At 69.9% G+C, this 17,310-nt stretch carries 20 protein-coding genes and 1 tRNA gene; 13 read left to right on the plus strand and 8 right to left on the minus strand.

Going from position 1 to position 17,310, the window contains the following annotated elements; translation table 11 throughout:
* The 5 genes from BO39_RS31030 to BO39_RS11970 form a co-directional block, all read left to right on the plus strand.
* On the plus strand, positions 1-230 hold a 230-nt coding region (locus BO39_RS31030), incomplete at its 5' end, for a transposase (RefSeq protein ID WP_043833484.1).
* Positions 231-315: 85 nt separating this feature from the next.
* Positions 316-666, plus strand: coding sequence for a LysR substrate-binding domain-containing protein (locus BO39_RS31035; protein WP_084698064.1), 351 nt, complete (start codon positions 316-318; stop codon positions 664-666).
* 239 nt (positions 667-905) lie between these two features.
* Complete coding sequence (locus tag BO39_RS11960) at positions 906-1,775, plus strand: endonuclease/exonuclease/phosphatase family protein (RefSeq protein WP_043833804.1); 870 nt, start codon at positions 906-908, stop codon at positions 1,773-1,775.
* A 41-nt stretch (positions 1,776-1,816) separates the two neighbouring features.
* Positions 1,817-3,232 (plus strand): phospholipase D family protein, encoded by a 1,416-nt coding sequence (locus BO39_RS11965; protein WP_043833486.1) that lies wholly within the window; start codon positions 1,817-1,819, stop codon positions 3,230-3,232.
* A 61-nt stretch (positions 3,233-3,293) separates the two neighbouring features.
* The gene (locus BO39_RS11970) at positions 3,294-3,785 is read left to right on the plus strand and encodes a GNAT family N-acetyltransferase (protein WP_043833806.1); all 492 of its coding nucleotides are present in this window, start codon (positions 3,294-3,296) and stop codon (positions 3,783-3,785) included.
* 36 nt (positions 3,786-3,821) lie between these two features.
* Here BO39_RS11970 and BO39_RS11975 read toward each other — a convergent pair whose 3' ends face one another.
* Both BO39_RS11975 and BO39_RS11980 read right to left on the minus strand, forming a co-directional pair.
* A complete protein-coding gene (locus tag BO39_RS11975; protein ID WP_156963663.1) occupies positions 3,822-4,787 on the minus strand; it encodes a tripartite tricarboxylate transporter substrate binding protein in 966 nt (321 codons plus the stop codon).
* Positions 4,788-4,926: 139 nt separating this feature from the next.
* A complete protein-coding gene (locus BO39_RS11980) occupies positions 4,927-5,916 on the minus strand; it encodes an aldo/keto reductase (RefSeq protein WP_043833488.1) in 990 nt (329 codons plus the stop codon).
* Between the two features lie 147 nt (positions 5,917-6,063).
* On the opposite strand from BO39_RS11980, the gene BO39_RS11985 reads away from it, so the two are divergent.
* Positions 6,064-6,564, plus strand: a complete 501-nt coding sequence (locus tag BO39_RS11985; RefSeq protein WP_156963664.1) for a DUF4126 family protein — start codon at positions 6,064-6,066, stop codon at positions 6,562-6,564.
* Positions 6,565-6,604: 40 nt separating this feature from the next.
* Here the strand turns inward: BO39_RS11985 and BO39_RS11990 are convergent, their stop codons facing one another.
* From BO39_RS11990 to BO39_RS12000, 3 genes are all read right to left on the minus strand, one after another.
* Complete coding sequence (locus BO39_RS11990) at positions 6,605-7,030, minus strand: cupin domain-containing protein (protein ID WP_043833814.1); 426 nt, start codon at positions 7,028-7,030, stop codon at positions 6,605-6,607.
* Positions 7,031-7,086: 56 nt separating this feature from the next.
* A complete protein-coding gene (locus BO39_RS11995) occupies positions 7,087-8,331 on the minus strand; it encodes a hypothetical protein (RefSeq protein WP_043833489.1) in 1,245 nt (414 codons plus the stop codon).
* A 128-nt stretch (positions 8,332-8,459) separates the two neighbouring features.
* On the minus strand, positions 8,460-9,362 hold the full coding sequence (locus tag BO39_RS12000) for a LysR family transcriptional regulator (RefSeq protein ID WP_043833494.1): 903 nt from the start codon (positions 9,360-9,362) through the stop codon (positions 8,460-8,462).
* 93 nt (positions 9,363-9,455) lie between these two features.
* Here BO39_RS12000 and BO39_RS12005 point away from each other — a divergent pair, with 93 nt between their 5' ends.
* The 7 genes from BO39_RS12005 (at position 9,456) to BO39_RS12035 (ending at position 15,800) form a co-directional block, all read left to right on the plus strand.
* A complete protein-coding gene (locus BO39_RS12005) occupies positions 9,456-10,454 on the plus strand; it encodes a Bug family tripartite tricarboxylate transporter substrate binding protein (protein ID WP_245615131.1) in 999 nt (332 codons plus the stop codon).
* Between the two features lie 4 nt (positions 10,455-10,458).
* The gene (locus BO39_RS12010) at positions 10,459-11,790 is read left to right on the plus strand and encodes an acyclic terpene utilization AtuA family protein (RefSeq protein WP_043833497.1); all 1,332 of its coding nucleotides are present in this window, start codon (positions 10,459-10,461) and stop codon (positions 11,788-11,790) included.
* Position 11,791: 1 nt separating this feature from the next.
* Positions 11,792-12,115, plus strand: coding sequence for an AtuA-related protein (locus BO39_RS12015; protein WP_043833499.1), 324 nt, complete (start codon positions 11,792-11,794; stop codon positions 12,113-12,115).
* Positions 12,116-12,312: 197 nt separating this feature from the next.
* A complete protein-coding gene (locus BO39_RS12020) occupies positions 12,313-13,284 on the plus strand; it encodes a Bug family tripartite tricarboxylate transporter substrate binding protein (RefSeq protein ID WP_043833501.1) in 972 nt (323 codons plus the stop codon).
* Positions 13,285-13,294: 10 nt separating this feature from the next.
* Positions 13,295-14,581, plus strand: coding sequence for a 3-isopropylmalate dehydratase large subunit (locus BO39_RS12025; protein ID WP_043833503.1), 1,287 nt, complete (start codon positions 13,295-13,297; stop codon positions 14,579-14,581).
* On the plus strand, positions 14,581-15,132 hold the full coding sequence (locus BO39_RS12030) for a 3-isopropylmalate dehydratase small subunit (RefSeq protein WP_043833505.1): 552 nt from the start codon (positions 14,581-14,583) through the stop codon (positions 15,130-15,132). The genes BO39_RS12025 and BO39_RS12030 overlap by 1 nt, the downstream gene beginning before the upstream one ends.
* On the plus strand, positions 15,129-15,800 hold the full coding sequence (locus tag BO39_RS12035) for a flavin reductase family protein (RefSeq protein ID WP_052401993.1): 672 nt from the start codon (positions 15,129-15,131) through the stop codon (positions 15,798-15,800). Before BO39_RS12030 ends, BO39_RS12035 begins: the two co-directional genes overlap by 4 nt.
* A gap of 78 nt (positions 15,801-15,878) precedes the next feature.
* On the opposite strand, the gene BO39_RS12040 is transcribed toward BO39_RS12035, so the two are convergent.
* The 3 genes from BO39_RS12040 to BO39_RS12050 form a co-directional block, all read right to left on the minus strand.
* Positions 15,879-15,969: transfer RNA gene (locus tag BO39_RS12040), tRNA-Ser, on the minus strand.
* Positions 15,970-16,015: 46 nt separating this feature from the next.
* On the minus strand, positions 16,016-16,579 hold the full coding sequence (locus BO39_RS12045) for a nucleoside 2-deoxyribosyltransferase (protein WP_043833507.1): 564 nt from the start codon (positions 16,577-16,579) through the stop codon (positions 16,016-16,018).
* 71 nt (positions 16,580-16,650) lie between these two features.
* Positions 16,651-17,304 carry a flavin reductase family protein gene (locus BO39_RS12050; protein WP_043833508.1) on the minus strand — a complete coding sequence of 218 codons (654 nt, stop codon included), beginning with the start codon at positions 17,302-17,304 and terminating at the stop codon, positions 16,651-16,653.
* Positions 17,305-17,310 lie beyond the last annotated feature (6 nt).

The following is a 17,310-nucleotide window of genomic DNA, read 5'->3' on the forward strand; positions in this document are numbered from 1 at the left end:
GGGTGGCAAGGGAGCTGGGGATCCAGCCTTCGGTGCTGCGCAACTGGCGAGGTCGGCTCGGATCTGATGCCAGTCGGGCTCCTGTTGCGGAGCGCCCCGTCTCGACAGCAGCGACGATGTCGGCGGAGGGGGCTGAGATCCGCCGGCTGCGCAAGGAGCTCGAGCGGGCGCAGATGGAGCGCGCCATCCTAAAAGAAGCAGTCGGCATCTTCTCGGGCCCGCCGAGATGAGGTCTCGTTTCATCGAGGACCATCGCGAGGTGTTCCACGTGCGGGTCCCGCGCTCCTTTCCGGTTTTGATTGGCAGCGCGCGACGCTGCTGCACTCACGCCAGCGGCCCGAGGACTGGCCACGCTGGCTCGCGGCCGCCGGGATCGAGGTTCCGGACCCCACCCGCGGCCCCCGGTTCGAGAGCATCGCCCTTGCGCTCGACGCGGCCGCCGAGGGGCTGGGCGTTGCGCTCGCCATCCGCGCCCTGGTGGGCGCAGATGTCACAGCCGGCCGCGTGGTCGCGCCGTACCCCTTCATCCGCACCACTACCCGCAGCTTCACCCTGCTGCATGACGCGGAGCGGGAGACGGATCCAGCCCTCGCTGCGCTGCGCGCCTGGCTAGGGGCGGAGGCCGCCCGGGAGGGCTTCGACGATCTCAGGCGAATTTATCCGTGAGGCTTGCCGGCCATCGATCATCCGCCTGATCCATCCGTCGAGCGCCTCGGTAGCAAGAGGCTTGCCGAGCTGTGCACCTTCAAAGCGCGGCCGGCGATGCGCGGCATCCGCCGCGGCAGGACGAAACCGGTGCGGTGGTCATCCGGTTGATGTCGGCACATATTCTCCTTGGCAGTGATGGCACGGAAGACTAGCTCATGCGGCCCATGATGGACCTCTCAACCTGGGCCGACCGCAGCATGGACCGGCTCCTCGCGCGCCTTGCGCGTGAAGGGGTTTCGCTTCCACATGGCGTGCATATGACGGTTCGTCGCCGGCCGGCGCCTACACCGAGGGAGCCGGCGAGGGGCCGGCACGCAGATGGCCTGATCACGATCGCGTCTTACAATATTCACAAATGCATTGGCGTGGACAAGCGCTTCGATCCCTCGCGCGTGGCCGATGTCATCGCCGAACTCGATGCGGACATCGTTGCGCTGCAAGAGGCAGATCGCCGCTTCGGGCGCCGCATCGGCCTGCTGGACATGACAGCGATCGAGCGGCGCACAGGCCTTCGGATGGTGCCGATATCGAGCGCACCGGGCGGCCATGGCTGGCACGGTAACGCGCTGCTGGTGAGAGTCGGCCGGGTCGCCGCCGTTCGTCGCCTTGCGCTGCCCGGGGGCGAGCCCCGCGGTGCGGTGATGGTTGATCTCGACCTGCCCATGGGGCGCCTGCGCATCGTTGCCGCTCACCTTGGCCTGCTCAAGCGGCACCGCGAGGGACAAGCCGCCGCCATCCTCGCCGCCCTGTCCGAGGGAACGGACGCGCCCAGCGTCGTCATCGGTGACCTGAACGAATGGCGCCTGGGCCGCCGCTCCTCACTCTGCTTGTTGGAGAAAAGCTTCGGTGAGACGGGGCCTGTTGTCCCGACCTTTCCGAGCCGCCTTCCGACGCTGCCGCTCGACCGAATCCTCGTGAACCGCCGCGGCCTGATCCAAGCCGTGGAGGTGCACAACACCGCGCTCGCGCGGATTGCCTCCGACCATCTGCCACTCAGCGCGACGCTCAACCTGGGCATGGTCGCGAGAGCTCGCTTGCCCGAGGATGCAATCCCGGAGGTAGCCTAGCCATGGTCCTTGCCCTACCTGGCCGGAGCGACGAACCGGCATTGATCCGCGCCGAAGCCGAGTGGGGGCAGACCGGAATAGGGCTTCTCGTCAGCGGGCGAGCGGCCTTTGCGGCGCGCGCACGGGCCGCCCGGCTCGCCACGCAGACGCTCGATCTTCAGTATTACATCTGGCGGGACGACCTGACCGGCAACCTGCTCGCCCGCGAGGCATTGCAGGCCGCCGATCGAGGCGTGCACGTGCGGCTGCTGCTCGATGACATGTATGCGATCGGCCGGGAGCGGTTGCTCTCGACCCTGGACGCGCACCGGCATATCGAGGTCCGTCTGTTCAACGCGACGCATTGGCGTCGCTTCGGTCAACTTGGTTTTCTGCTGGAGATGCTTTTCGGCGGATGGCATCTCAACCGCCGGATGCACAACAAGGCCTGGGTTGCGGACGGCCGCCTGGCGATTCTGGGCGGGCGCAACGTCGGTGACGAGTACTTCGACGCCTCCGACACGTTCAACTTCCGCGACCTCGACCTCGCGGTGACAGGCGCCGCGGCGCGCGATGCGAGGTCGATCTTCGAGGCATACTGGAACCACCGCCTGTCACGCCCGGTCGCGGAGGTGAGCCGCGCGCCGCACAACCGCCGGGGCGGGCTGCGCAAGCTTTCGCACCGGCTCGACCGGGCGACACGGCTGGCGAAGGCGGAGCCCTTCTTCGCCGAAATCCTCCGGGGCGCCTCCACATCGAGTTACTATGGCAAGCCGGCTCGCCTGGTCTCGGCGCCAGCCGAGGATGTGCGGGTTATCGCGGACCCGCCGGATAAGGCGGCCCGAAAGGGGAGTGCGGCCGAATGGCTCGTCAGCGACGTCGTCCAGCTCCTTAAGGGAGCGAAGAAGGAGGCGCTGCTCATTTCCCCCTACTTCGTTCCGGGCGAGGAAGGCGCGGCGCTTCTGGAGGATCTCGCGGCGCGCGGAGTGCATGTGTCAGTCGTGACGAACTCGCTTGCGGCAACCGATGTCGTTGCCGTTCACGGCGGATATGCACGCTATCGCAAGCGGCTTCTGCGCGCCGGCGTGCAACTGCACGAACTTCGACCATCCGGCGGGGAGGGCACGAGCATGCTTGGCTCGCGCGGCGCGAGCCTGCACACGAAGGCACTTGTGGTCGATGGCACACGCGCCTTCGTAGGTTCGTTCAACCTCGATCCTCGTTCGCGGGCGCTGAACACGGAGATGGGAACCTTCGTTGACGACGTGGTCGTCGCCCAGGGAGTCAGCGAGGAGCATGCGCGCCTGGCGTGCCCGGACCGCAGCTGGCAGGTGAGCATCGATCGAGCGGGCAGCCTCCGGTGGGCGACGATGATCGACGGAGCGCAGGCAGCCTGCCGGACCGAGCCCGACGCTTCAGGTGCGCGGCGGGCGCTGGCCTGGCTCGCTCGCCATGCTCCCGTCGAATCCCAGTTGTAGATCGCGTCGGACGGATCGCGTTGCATTGGGCATCGGATGCTCATCGAAGAAGGGGCGATTGATGATCCGGGCGAGGCTGGCCGGCATCGGTGATCTTCAGGCGATTGCAGCGCTGATCGCCGAGAACTCCTCCGCGAATGGCGGGGCGCTGACGGGCGACTGGTCGCTGGACCGGATCGAGCAATGGTTCGCCCGCGGGGATGCGATCATCGTGGCGAGCGACGGCGACCGGGTGGTCGGCGCCTTGCTCACGAGCGAGGGGAGGCAGGCCGCAGGGCCTGCGGCCGTCGCCATGCTCGACGCCTATCCCGTAGGCCCATCGGCCTATGTCTACGGCCCGGTCTGCATCGACGCGCGGGAGCGGGGCAGGGGCATCCTGCCCGCCCTCCATGCTGAGGCGCGGCGGTATTACCCAGGGCGCGAGGCCGTCCTGTTCATTCGCGCGGACAACCCTCGCTCCCTCCAGGCGCACAGGAAGCTGGGCATGCGCGTGGTGGGCGAGTTCCCCTTCGCGGGGCAGCGCCACCTGGTCCTCAGCGACGCCGCGGGCTGAGCCGGAAAGGATCACGCCCGCGGTGCCCTGGTGCCCTCAGCCCAGTTGCAGTCGCCCGGCCAGTTCGCGGAAGAACTCCCGGTCCTTTGCAATATGCGCGTCGAAGGTCTGCGCGTCGGCGTAGCTGTAGCCGAGATTCACCTTGGCCAGGGCCTCCTTGAAGCCCGGCTCCGCGGCGGCCTTGCGGGCAATGTCACCCAGCACCTCCACCACCGGCGCGGGGGTCGCGCGCGGCACGCCCAGGCCGCGCCAGGTGCCGATGGTCAGGTCCACGCCGCGCTCCTTCAGCGTCGGCACTGAGTCGAAGCCGGGAACGCGGGTGTCGGCCATCACGGTCAGGGCGCGCATCTTGCCGCCCTGCACGAAGGCATTGGCCTCCCCGGGGCCGCAGCACATGGCGTCCACATGGCCGCCGAGCAGCGCCGTCAGGCCCGGCGCCGCACCCGGATAGGGAACGTGGAGGAAGCGCACACCGGTCTTCTCGGCCATCGCGGCGCCGGAGAGATGCCAGATGGAGCCTACGCCGGAGTCGCCGAGGGTCACCCCGCCTGGGCGGCGCTTTGCCTCGGCCAGGAAATCCTCGATCGTCTGCCAGGGCGCTTCCGTGCGCACCATGATGGCGGCGGGATCGGCGTTGAGCTGCGCGATCATGCGGAAGTCGTCGGCGGTGAACTTGATCTGATTCAGGAAGGGCAGGATCGCCAGTTCGACGAAGACGACGCAGACCTTGTAGCCGTCCGGCCGGGCATTCAGCGTCTCGGCGAAGCCGATGGCGCCGCTCGCGCCGGGGCGGTTCACCGTGATGAAGGGCTGGGGCGAGTGGTTCTTCGCGGCCTCGGCGAAGGCGCGGGCCAGCACATCGGTGCCGCCGCCGGCGGAGGCGGGCACGATCAGCTCGATCGGGCGGGTGGGATAGTCGGCGGCGCGTGCCCGCGGCGCGAGGCCGAGGCCGGCCGCCCCGGCAGCCAGCGCGATGAATTCGGAGCGGCGAATGGTGGTCATGGAGCGCTTCCTCGCTTGCTTGCCCGGGGGAGGAGAGGGCCGCGCCGGCAAACAGCGCCGCGGCCCTCGCCCGCTCTAGGGAAACGGAGCATTCCCGATGCGCAAGCATGTCGCAAGCCGCGGTCTCGCGAGGCCGGGCTTACCCCGCCGGCGTTGGCGCCGCCTCCGGCAGCACACCGGTCCTTTTCAACTCCTGCCAGAAGGCAGCCGGGATCGGCTGGTCCATCAGGGTGACGTTCTCCTGCACACGCGCCGGGTTCTTGGTGCCAGGGATGACCGAGGCGACCACCGGGTGGGCGGCGCAGAATTGCAGCGCGGCCGCGCGCAGGTCTACGCCGTGATCCTTCGCGATCGCGGCGAGCCGGTCGCGCGCCGCCACCTTCTCGGGCGGGGCCTCCTGGTACTCGAAGGTCCTGCCGCCCGCGATGAGGCCTGAGTTGTAGGGGCCGCCCACCACCACGTTGACACCCCGCTCGGCGCAGCGTGGGAAGAACACGTCGAGGGCCGGGTGGTCCAGCAGGCTGTAGCGCCCCGCAAGCAGGAAGACGTCGGGGTCCGCGCGCTCCAGCGCGAGCACGCAGGGCTCCACCCGGTTCACGCCGAGGCCCCAGCCACGGATGACGCCCTCCTCCCGCAACCGCGTCAGCGCCACGGCGGCGCCCTTCATGGCGATGTCGAACACCTCGGGCCAGCGCTGGCCATGCGCGTCCTCCGCGCAGTCATGGATATAGGCGACGTCGATCCGGGCCAGCCCAAGCCGCTGGAGGCTGTCCTCGATCGAGCGCCGCACGCCATCGGCCGTGTAGTCGTAGTCCACGCGGAAGGGCAGGCCCTTCACGAAGGGGCCGTGCTTGCCGCCCTTGCTCGCGTCCGCCCGTAGCAGGCGGCCCACCTTGGTGGAGAGGACGAAATCGTCGCGCGGGCGGTCGCGAAGGGCATGGCCGAAGCGGTGCTCGGAGATGCCCGGCCCGTATTCCGGCGCGGTGTCGAAATACCGGATGCCGGCGTCCCAGGCAGCCCCGAGGGTGGCCGCCGCGACGTCGTCCGTCACCTCCTCGAACATGTTCCCGAGCGGGGCACCGCCGAAGCCGAGGGGGCCCGGTGGCGCGAAGCGCTTGCTGGCTGGCATGTGTCGCGTCTCCATCCGCCGGAGCGTCGGCGTGCAGGGGGGAGAATGACCTTGCGCCGACGCGGTTGCCTCCCGATCGGAGATCAGGCGCCCGGAACTCCCGCGCGCGGCACGAGTTCTCCCGGCTGATCGTTCGGAGATGATGACATGCTCGCCTCCTTCCTGATGGGCCTGGTCGGCGGACAGCGCGGATTGACCCCGCTGGCAGCGGTCTCCGTGGCGGCGGCGCGCGGCGACCTACCCGCGGGTAACGGCGCCCCGCGACTGCTCGGGCATCCAGCGGTCGCCGCGGCCACCCTGGCCCTCGCGGTGGCCGAACTCGCTGGGGACAAGATGAAATCGGCACCTGATCGCATCGTGCCGATCGGCTTGGCAACGCGGTTCATCACCTGCGCCATCGCGGGCGCCTCCCTTTCGCCGTTTCGGCAGCGCTGGCCCGCCGCGCTGCTCGGCGGCTCCACGGCCGTCGTCGCCTCCTATTTCGGCTGGCGCACGCGGATCGCCGCCATCCCGCGCTATGGCCAGACGCCGACCGGTCTCGTCGAGGATGCCCTCGTCATCCTCGGTGCCGTTGCCATCCTACGTGGGTTGGACAGATCCTCCGGCGGTGCCGGTGTGGGCGACATGCTTCGGCGCCGCTTCGCCTGATACCCGCCGCCTGCCGTCGGCGCCGCGACGGCCAGAGCCTTCAAGCCTCGTGCTGGCTGATGAAGCTCTCGGGCGTGCCGTCCGCGGGATTCACGAAGATGATGTCCTTCGGATCCCGCCGCGGTGTGTCCACCGAGAGGAAGACCACCGGCCCCTCCAGGAGGTCCGGGATCGCGTGCACGGTGCCGCGCCGGAAGAAGAGGAGCTGGCCCGGCCGAAATTCCTCCTGCGTGTCCGCGCTCTCCATCCAGAAGGTACCGCGGCCCGAAACGACGTAGAGGTACTCGTCGCAGGTCGCATGATAGTGCGGCGGCGTCGGGCGATAGACACGGAACACGCGCGCGCTCGCGGCCGCCTCGTTGGTGAGGTAGCGGTCCAGAAGAAGCGTGTCGGCGCTTTCCGGAAAGCTCCCGGCGATCGCCATGATGTCGAAGCGACCGTGGGAAGCGGTGGGGTCGTCGGGCATGATCTGCTCCCCTTGCGCCATGTCGGCGCAAGCCTGGCTGCAACGCGCAAGCCCCTCTATCGGACGAGCCGCAGGGTTCCAGCCGATGGGATTTCGGAGGCGGATTTCTGCAGGTTCAGCAACTGCGTCGTCAGGGCCAGCACCCGCAGCGTCAGATCCTCGCCCTCGTCGTACTCGGCCACCCACCAGCGCCGTCCCTGGTACTCGGCCGAGAGCCGCGGCCGGGCCGGCCTCTCGGACCACAGGCGGAAGAGGCGGGCCGTGCCCGCGGCGCCGATGTTGATGCGATAGGGGATTCCGGCCTCCTCGCGCCGCTGCACCTCGCCGAGGTAGCGCAGCACCTCGTCCACCGAGCGCAGGTACCAGGAGACACCGGGCATCGCCGCCTCGCCCGCGCTGGAGGGCCGGTCCGCCACCTCGTCCGCCGTGCAGGGAGAGCCCTCCTGCGACATGGGGGAGGCCTGGGGGGCGTCGTTGTCGAGGGCGAGCGCGGTGTAGCGCCCCGGCGTCCCGTTGCCGCCCCCGCCGGGCACGCAGACAACGAGCTGGGGCAGGGCGCGGTAGAGCTGCCAGCCTGTGCCGTCCTGCCGCATCGTCATTCCCGGCTGCCGGGCCGTGGTGAGGTTCTCCGGGGCGATCGCCTCGGCCCTTGTCAGGCGGGGCCCGACGGGCACGAGGCGCGTGTAGCCGTTGAACTGCAGTGGGCCGTGGCCGGTGATCGCGTCCACCATCGCCTGGAAGGGATCGCAGGGCGGAGGGGCCGCGAGCCCCTCGCGGGCGCAGGCCGCGCGCGTTGCCGGGTCCAGGTCCTGCCGGCGGCGCGGGTCGTTCACCGCGATCCGCCCGCCCGGCCCCTCGTCGAAGCGCGACACCAGCAGGTGGAGCAGCAACTGCGCCGGCCATCCCTGGTCGGAGAGCAGCCGGAGCAGCGCCGGGTCGATTGGGCGCAGGAGGCCGCGCGCGAATTCCTGCCGGTCCAGCGGCCCGATATCGAAGCTCGGGCTGGTGGAGGCGATGAGCGCCGGTTCCGTGCCGCCGTTGACCTTCGAGAGGTCGTAGCCGAGTGCCGCCGAGAGGCTGAGCGACCCGTGGATAGAGCCCACCTCGGTGAAGTGGAGCGGCGCCTGGTCCCGCGCGCGCAGCACGTTCAGGACGAGAACGGTATCGGTCGCCGTCTGGACGCTGCCGTTGTACGCGATGCCGTGCCGCCCGATCGTGTCGCCGAGCGAGCATCCGGCGGCAAGGAAGGCCAGGGCCAGGCACAGGAGGGGCCGGAAGGGGCGCCGGGGAGGTGCCCTCATCGACGGCGGGGAAGTCTGGAGATCATCGGGGCCGCACCTTCACCACGCCGGGCGGGCGCCTTGTAGAATGAGGGGAAGCGGCCTGGAAAGGCACCCACCCGGAGCTAGGGGCACGCCCCGGGGCTCCCTTACGACGGGTTCGGGTCGCCCTCCCTGGGGAGCAGGCTGCTCCTGAGCGCCTCGGCCGCGGGCGAAAGGCTGCGCCCGGCGCGCTGGATGAGGCTGATCGAGCGCCTGATCTCCGGCGCCCTGATCGGCCGGGTCTGGAGCACCGGAGCGACGCGCAGGTCAACGGCGGAGGAGGGCAGGACACCGACGCCGAGGCCGGCCCGCACGAGGGCGACCGCGGTGCTCATGTAGGTCACCTCGTAGGCCGGCAGCGGGATCGTGCCCGCCGCCCGGCAGGCGCGGTCGAAAAGGGCGCGCACGCTACTTTCCGGGTCCATCAGCACGAGCGCCTCGCCCGCCAGCTCCGACAGCGGGATCGCGCGGCGGGCCTCGAAGCGGTGGCCGGCCGGCAGCACGGCGACCATTCGGTCCTCGAGGAGCGGCGTCACCTCGATCTCGGGATCGCGCTCGATCTCGGTTCCGATCCCGAGCTCGACGGCGCCGCTCCTCACCAGCGCCACGACGCCTCCGGCCACCGCATCGCGAACAACGACCCGGATGCCCGGATGGGCCGCGCGCAGGCGGAGGAGGACGGTGGGCAGCACCGTCGCCCCGACCGAGGGCAGGACGGCCAGGCGCACGAGCCCGGCCCGTCCCGCGGCGGCCTCCTTCGCGCCGGCCACGACCGCGTCGAGATCCTCCAGCACCCGGGCGAAGGCCTCCACCAGCCCTTGCCCGACCTCGGTCGGCACCGCCCCCCGCGCGCCACGGTCGAAGAGCCGCAACCCGAGCTCGGTTTCGGCCTCGCGCAACTGGACGGTGAGCGCAGGCTGGGAAAGGTGGAGCAGCGCCGCCGCCCGACCGAGGCTTCCCGTCTGCGCCACCGCGACGACAGCGCGCATCTGCCGCAAGGAGAGGCTCATAATCTGTCATTATGGGCGACCTAAAGAACTTTCAATTGTATTATCCATGCCCTTCCGGCTCTCTTCCCCGCAACAATGGAGGAAGGCGCCAGCATGGCCATGTCACCCGGGTTCCCGAGGCGCCGGATGCTGGCGACCGCAGCCAGCGGCCTCGCGCTTCCCGCACTCTCCCGCGCAGCCCTCGCCCAGGCCGGCTGGCCCGACCGGCCGATCCGCGTCATCGTTCCCTTCGGCGCGGGCACGAGCACCGACATCATGACGCGCCTCGTGACACCGCGGATGTCGCAGGAGCTGGGCCAGCCGATCGTCGTCGAGAACCGGCCGGGCGCCGGCGGCGTCGTCGGATCGGAGGCCGTCGCGAAATCCGCGCCCGACGGCTACAACCTCTGCATGGGAAGCATCGCCTCCCACTCCGTGAACGTCTCGCTCATGCCGCGCCTGCCCTACGACGTGCTGCGCGACTTCACACCGGTCTCCCTCGTCACGAACGCGCCGAACCTGCTGGTCGTCGGCAACGGGGTGCCCGCGCGGAACCTGCAGGAGTTCCTCACCTGGGCGAAGGGGCAGCGGGGCGGCGCTTCCTACGCCTCGGCCGGCAACGGCACCTCCAGCCATCTTGCGGGGGAGCTTCTGAAGCAGCTGACCGGCGTGCCGCTGGAGCACGTGCCCTATCGCAGCGGCGCGCAGGCGCTCACCGACATCATCTCGGGCCAGGTGGCCATGACCGTCTATCAGGTCACGGCCGTGCTGCCCTTCGTGCGCGACGGCAAGATGCGCGCGCTGGCCACCACCTCCTCGCGCCGCCTCGAATGGACACCCGAGGTGCCTACCGTGGAGGAACAGGGGGTGAAGCCCTTCGACGTCGCGGCCTGGCACGGGCTCTTCGCGCCGGCGAACCTGCCCGCACCGATCCTCGACCGCCTCTATCGCGCGCTGACGGTGGCACTGAACGACTCCGAGCTGCGGCCGAAGCTGAACGAGCAGGGGCTGGAACCCGTCGGCATGTCCCCCACCGATTTCCGCCCCTGGCTGGAGGCCGATATCGCGAAGTGGCGCGAGGTGGTCCGCGCCGGCAACATCAGGCCGGATTGAGCGGGTGAAGAAGGTCCGCATCGGCGCCGGCTCCGGCTTCTCCGGAGACCGGATCGAGCCCGCGGTGGAACTGGCCGAGCGCGGGGGGCTCCGCTACCTTGTCTTCGAATGCCTGGCGGAGCGGACCATCGCCCTCGCCCAACTTGCAAGGCGGCGCGACCCCGAGGCGGGCTACGACACGCTGCTCGCGGCCCGCATGCGCGCGGTGCTCCCGGCCTGCCGGCGACAGGGCATCCGCATCGTCACGAACATGGGTGCCGCCAACCCGCTCGCGGCCGCCCGCCGCGTGGCGGAGGTGGCTCGCGGCCTGGGTCTCTCCGGCCTGCGGATCGCCGCGGTCACTGGCGACGACGTGACGGACAGCCTGCGCGGGACGGACGCCGCGCTCGACGAGGGCGGCACCGTCGCGGCCCTCGGCAACCGGCTCGTCTCCGCCAATGCCTATATCGGCGCGCAGCCGATCATGGAGGCGCTGGCGGCCGGGGCGGAGGTGGTGGTGACCGGCCGCGTCGCCGACCCGGCGCTGTTCCTCGGCCCGCTGATGCACGAGTTCGGCTGGGCGGCGGACGACTGGACCCGCCTCGGCCGCGGCACGGTCGTCGGTCACCTCCTCGAATGCGCGGGGCAGGTGACGGGTGGCTATTTCGCCGATCCGGGGCTGAAGGAGGTGCCGGACCTTGCGCGCCTCGGCTTCCCGCTGGCCGAGGTTTCCGAGGACGGGATGGCGACGATCACGAAGGTGCCGGGCTCCGGCGGACGGGTGACGGCTGCGACCGTGAAGGAGCAGCTTCTCTACGAGGTGCACGACCCCGCGCGCTACCTCCAGCCCGATGTCGTCGCCGACTTCTCCGGCGTCAGGATCGAGCCGGCGGGCGAGGACGCGGTGCGCGTCTCCGGCGGCGATGGCACGGCGCGGACGGGCACGCTCAAGGTGTCCGTCGGCTGCCACGAGGGTTGGTTCGGGGAGGGGGGGATCTCCTATGCCGGCCCCGGCGCTGCGGCCCGCGGGCGGCTGGCGCTCGAGATCGTGCGGGAACGTCTGCGCCTGATCGGCCATGAGGCGGAGGAACTGCGCTTCGAGCTTATCGGGGTGGATTCCATCCTCGGCCCCGCCGCCGGTGCACCCGAGCCGCGCGAGGTACGCGTGCGAGTCATCGGCCGCTGCGCCTCGCCCGAGGAGGCGGAGCGGATCGGGCATGAGGTGGACAGCCTCTACCTCAACGGCCCCGCGAGCGGGGGAGGGGTGGTGAAATCGGTGCGAGAGGTGATCGGCATCCGCTCCTGCCTCATCCCCGAGGCCGAGCCGCGCATCGGCCTGACCTGGGTGGAAGCCTGAGATGATCCTCCGCGACCTCGCCCATGCCCGCGCGGGCGACAAGGGTGACATCTCCTGTATCTCCGTCATCGCCTACGATCCTGCCGAATACCCACGGCTGGAGCGCGAGGTGACGGCCGAGCGCGTGGCCGCACATTTCGCGGGCATCGTGCGGGGGGAGGTGCGCCGCTATGCGCTTCCGGGCATCGGCGCGCTGAACTTCGTGCTGGAGGGTGCGCTCGGCGGCGGAGTCACCCGATCCCTTGCCCTCGACGCTCACGGCAAGTGCCTTGCCTCGCGGATGCTGGAGCTTGAGGTCCAGGCGGACGGAAGCAAGGCGGAGTAGGACTGCCAACACTACCGGAGGAGCTAAGGCCCGACGTAACGACGCCGCACCGCAGCCCAACCTGCCGAGGCTTCCCGCATGCAGAAGGGCAGGGGCGAATGGATAAAGCTCTATGGACTGACCTATTGCTTTTTGCCTCCTGATCAGCCCATGAAGGCCGTACAGCCCGGCCAACGGGCGCATGTCAGGAGGAATGGATGCGTCGGGCCGAATTTCTGAAGCTGGGCGTCGCGCTGAGCCTGTTGCGCGCGGGCGCCGCCCGTGCCGAGACCTTCCCCAACCGGCCGATCCGCCTCGTGCTTCCCTACGCGCCCGGCGGTCCTGCCGATGCCTTCAGCCGCGCCATGGGGCGCGCAATGACGGAACGCCTGGGGCAGCCGGTGGTGGTGGATAGCCGCGGCGGCGCGGGCGGCGTGCTCGGCATGGAGATCGTGGCGAAGGCGCCGCCGGACGGATACACCATCGGCATCGGCGGCACGGGCTCGCTGGCCGGTGCGCTCAGCCTCATGCCGCAGATGCCCTATGATCCGCTGAAGGATTTCGCGCCCATCTCCATGATGGCGGCGGTGCCGGAGATCCTGGCCGTGAATCCGGGCCTGCCCGTCCGCAGCGTGGCGGAGCTGATCGCCCACGCGAAGCGCAACCCAGGCAAGATCTCCTACGGTTCCGGCGGAAACGGCACGGGGCCACACCTCGCCGGGGAGCTGCTGCGGCTGCATGGCGGGATCGACATCGTCCACGTGCCCTATCGCGGCGCGGCACCCGCCACCACCGACCTCGTCTCCGGGCAGATACAGATGATGATCGGCGAGGGGCCAGCGCTGCTTCCCTTCATCCAGTCCGGCCAGCTTCGCGCGCTGGCCGTGACGACGCGCGAGCGCATCGCGGCCCTGCCGGACCTGCCCACCTTGGCGGAGGCCGGGGTTCCCGACATCGAGCTGATGAACTGGTACTGCGTCCTCGCCCCCGCGGCCGTGCCAACGGACCGGCTGGACCTGTTGCGCCGTTCCGTGACGGAGGCGCTGGCGGAGCCTGAAGTGCAGCGGGTTTTCGCGACGCAGGGTGCCAGCGCGGCGCCGGGCACGCCCGAGGCGCTGATGGAGCATATCCGCCGCGAGATCGCGCGCTGGGGCGAGGTTTCCCGCGCTGCCGGCACCCAGCCGGGCTGAAGGGGGCCGCATGGCCGGACAATCCGTTGCCCAGAAGATCCTCGCCCGCGCGCTGGGGCGGGATTCGGTCGAGGTGGGCGAGTACGTCACCGTCTCGGCCGACCACACGGTCTGCCAGGAACTCTTCTGGCCCGGCCACCAGCGCAACCTGGAGCGGATCGGCGTGGGCCGCATCCCGCGCCCGGACAAGGCGGTGATGGTCATCGACCACTCCACCTCCGCCGCCATGGGGTCGCACCATTACCAGACGCACCGCAGCTTGCGGGACTGGTGCACGGCGCAGGGCATCGTGAACTTCTTCGGCCCGGGCAGCGGGCTAAGGCACCTCGTGATGGTGGAGAACGGGCTGGCCCGGCCGGGAATGCTCATCTTTTCCGACGAGGGGAACATCGCGAGCCTCGGCGCCGTGGGCGCGCTGAACATCCCGATCTCGACCGAGGTGCTCGTCTCGCTCATTGAGGATCAGAACTGGTTGGCGGTGCCGCCCTCCGCGCGCATCGCGCTCACCGGGCGCCTGGCTTTCGGAGTGACGGCGCGGGACCTTATCCAGACGATCGTCCGCGATTTCGGTGCGACAGACCGACTGCTCGGCTGCTGCGTGGAGTTCACGGGAGAGGCGATTGCCGGTCTCTCGATGGACGACCGGCAGACGATCCTTGCCTCCCTCTTCCACAGCGGTGCCTACACGGGCGTGATGCCGGTGGACGATGTGGCGCTCGCCTATGTCGAGGCGCGGGCGAAGGGACGACCCTATCAGGTGGTCGAGCCGGACGCGGGTGCCGACTACGTGCTCGAGGCGGCCTACGATCTCTCCGCCCTGGCGCCGATGGTGACCCGTCCGCCCGACCTGCACGGCGGCGTGCCCGTGGACGACGTGAGCGGCCAGCGCATCGATCAGGCGACGATCGGCTCCTGCGCCGGCAACCGGCTGGAGGACATGCGCGCCGCGGCCGCCGTGCTGCGCGGGCGGCAGTTGGCGGGGCATGTTACGCTCTACATCACGCCCGGCAGCCGCGAAGTCTATTCCGCCGCGGCGCGGGAAGGCTTGCTGGAGATCTTCTCCGATGCTGGCGCCACGGTTCTCGCGCCGGGCTGCACGACCTGCTGGGGCTACCAGGGGCAGCTCAACGACCACGAGGTGCTGATCTCCACGCAGCAGTTCAACTACCAGGGCCGCAACGGCAGCCGCCTGGCGGATGTGTACCTCGCCGGCCCCTACGCCGTGGCCGCCGCCGCCGTGGCAGGCCGGATCATCGACCCGCGCGAGATGCTGGCCGAAACGCGGGAGCACGCCTGATGGGCGGCACGGCGCTGCGCGGCCGCGTGTGGAAGTTCGGCGACAACATCAGCGGCGACGACGGGATCATCGAGTTCTCGATCATCCGCGAGGGCTTCGGCAAGGCCTTCGACGAGGGGGCGCTGCGGGCCATGTGCTTCCGCCGCCTGCGCCCCGAGTTCCCAACCGAGGTCAGGCCGGGCGACATTGTCGTGGGCGGACGAAATTTCGGCCACCATAACCATGTCGAGGTGAGCGTGGCGATGAAGGCCTCGGGCATCACGGTCGTGGTCGTGGAATCCTGCGAATCCGGCATTATCCGCCGCGCCCTGAACGTCGGGCTGCCGGTCATGATCTGTCCGGGCATCACGGATGCCGTGGCGGACGGCGAGGTGCTGGAGGCCGACCCTGCCACGGGCGCGATCCGCACCGCCTCCGGCCAGCATTTGCAGTCACGGCCCTTCTCCCCGCGCATGGTGGAGATCTGGCAGGCCGGCGGCTCGATCCCGCTGCTGCAGCGGGAATTCGCTGAGCGTCGTGCAAGAGAGTCACAAGAAATGGATGCGAGATGAGCGCCAGCGACAACTTCCACTTCGTGGATGGCGAAGGGCTGGACACGGCCGCCGCCTACCGGCTGATCGTCGGCTGCGTGGTGCCGCGCCCGGTCGCCTGGATCACCACGGTGGACGGGGAGGGGCGCGTGAACGCGGCGCCCTTCAGCTCCTACAACTACGTCGCGACCAGCCCGCCGATGCTCGGCGTGAACATCGCCGCCCGGGCGGGCGACGGCGCGATGAAGGACACGGCCCGGAATATCCTCGCGAGCCGCGAGTTCGTCGTGAATGTCGCGACCGAGGCGACGATGGAGGCGATGCACGGCTCCGCCCAGGAATTCCCGCCGGAGATCAGCGAGGCGGAGGCACTGGGCATCGACCTGCTGCCAAGCCGCCACGTGCGCGCGCCTCGAATCGCGGCCTCGCCCGTGCAGATGGAATGCCGCCTGGACCAGGTCGTGCCACTCGGGCGCGGCGTGAACACGCTCTATATCGGCGAGGTCGTGGCCTTCCACCTATCGCCCGAGATCTATGACGGCTCGCGCGTCGACAGCGTGAAAATGCGGCCCGTGGCGCGCCTCGGCGGCCCCTTCTACGCGGCGCTGGGGGAGATCATCCACCGCCCCATGCTTCAGCGCCCGCCGGGTGGCGAGGGGTGGACCGGCGTCGGGAAGGAAAAGGCCTGAGCGAGCGATGGCGTGGCGGCTCTGGAAAGGAGCTGCTCGCCGCTGGTGCGGGCCTGCTGGTCCTGAACTGGGTGAAGATGGCGGACAGGGTGGGATTCGAACCCACGATAGGCTTTTGACCTATACGCACTTTCCAGGCGCGCGCCTTCGACCGCTCGGCCACCTGTCCCGTGGCGGCGGGGTATAGGGGGCCTCGGCCGCAGGGGCAAGCCGGGTCAGAGCGATTTCAGCAGGGCCACTAGCGCTTCCTCGAAGGCCGAGAGGTTCCGCCAGCGCTCCGCCTCTGGCACGGCGCGCGCGACCAGCCGGTTTCCGGCCGCGCGAAGCCCACCGTCGATCATGAGGTTGTCGTGCAAGCCGAAGGACTCGATGTGTAGGCCCTCAGGGTCCTCCCAGTCGCCATCGGCCCTCTGCCGGGCGCCACCGCCGAGGAATCCCTGCGTGCGCTCGAGGAAGGGGAGGGCGTCGTTCGAGTACCCCGCCACCGGCCGCCCGAGGGCGCGCATGAAGCCCAGTTCGTACACTGTGCCGGCGTCGGCGGAGGGCCCGCGGAAGGGGGTCAGGTTGGCGATCAGCGCGTCCGCGCGGCGGATATGCGCCTCGTTGCGGAGATAGATCGCGAGCCACTCCTCGCCCGCGGCATCCGCTTCGGGGCAGGTCACGGGATCGGTGGGGAAAATGCCGGTGGCGCCGTGCCGGGCGCAGATGGAACGCTTGGCATCGGCCAGGGCGCTGGCATCCGGCAGGAAGACCTCGGGGCCCGCGAGATAGATGTGCATGCGGACCAGATAGCAGCTACGCGGCGGATCGCCAGCAACCGCCGGTGGTCATGGCGCTGCGGATGGCCCTGTCAGCCCCCCTTCCGCCGGGCCTCGACCTGCTCCGGCGTCACGCGCGGCATGTCGAAAAGGTCTGTCGTGCGGGCGTACCAGCCTCCCCCGTGCATGCGTCCGACGAGGCCAAGCTTCGGCGTGTCCACGTAGAGGCGGACGGGATCGAGCATGAATTCGTCCCGGATATGCACCGCCAGCACCTCGCCCAGCACCAGGTTGTGCGTTCCGATCGGCACTGTCTGAAAAAGCCGGCATTCCAGGGCGACGGGGCTCTCCGCGATCCGCGGCACCCTGATCCGCTCGGAAGCGGCGGTGGTCAGCCCAGCCATGGCCAACTCGTCCACGCCCGGCGGGTAGTCGGCGCCGGTCACGTTCATGGCCTCCGCCGTGCTCTCGCTGACGAGGCAGAGGGTGAATTCGCCGGTCGCGCGGATGTTGGACATGGTGTCCTTCATGTCCGTGCCCTCCTCGCCGCCCATGCCGCGCGCGCCCACGCCGATGCCCACCACCACCGGGTCGTTGCTGAGCACGTTGAAGAAGGAATAGGGCGCGGCGTTGTTCCGCCCCTCGGCATCCTGGGTCACCAGCCAGGCGATCGGCCGTGGGACGATGGTGGAGACCACCAGCTTGTAGCGGTCCCGCTTCGGCAAGGCCGCGAAATCGAAGTACATGCGGCG

Source organism: Roseomonas aerilata DSM 19363 (genome assembly GCF_000711725.1).
Taxonomy (GTDB): domain Bacteria; phylum Pseudomonadota; class Alphaproteobacteria; order Acetobacterales; family Acetobacteraceae; genus Roseomonas; species Roseomonas aerilata.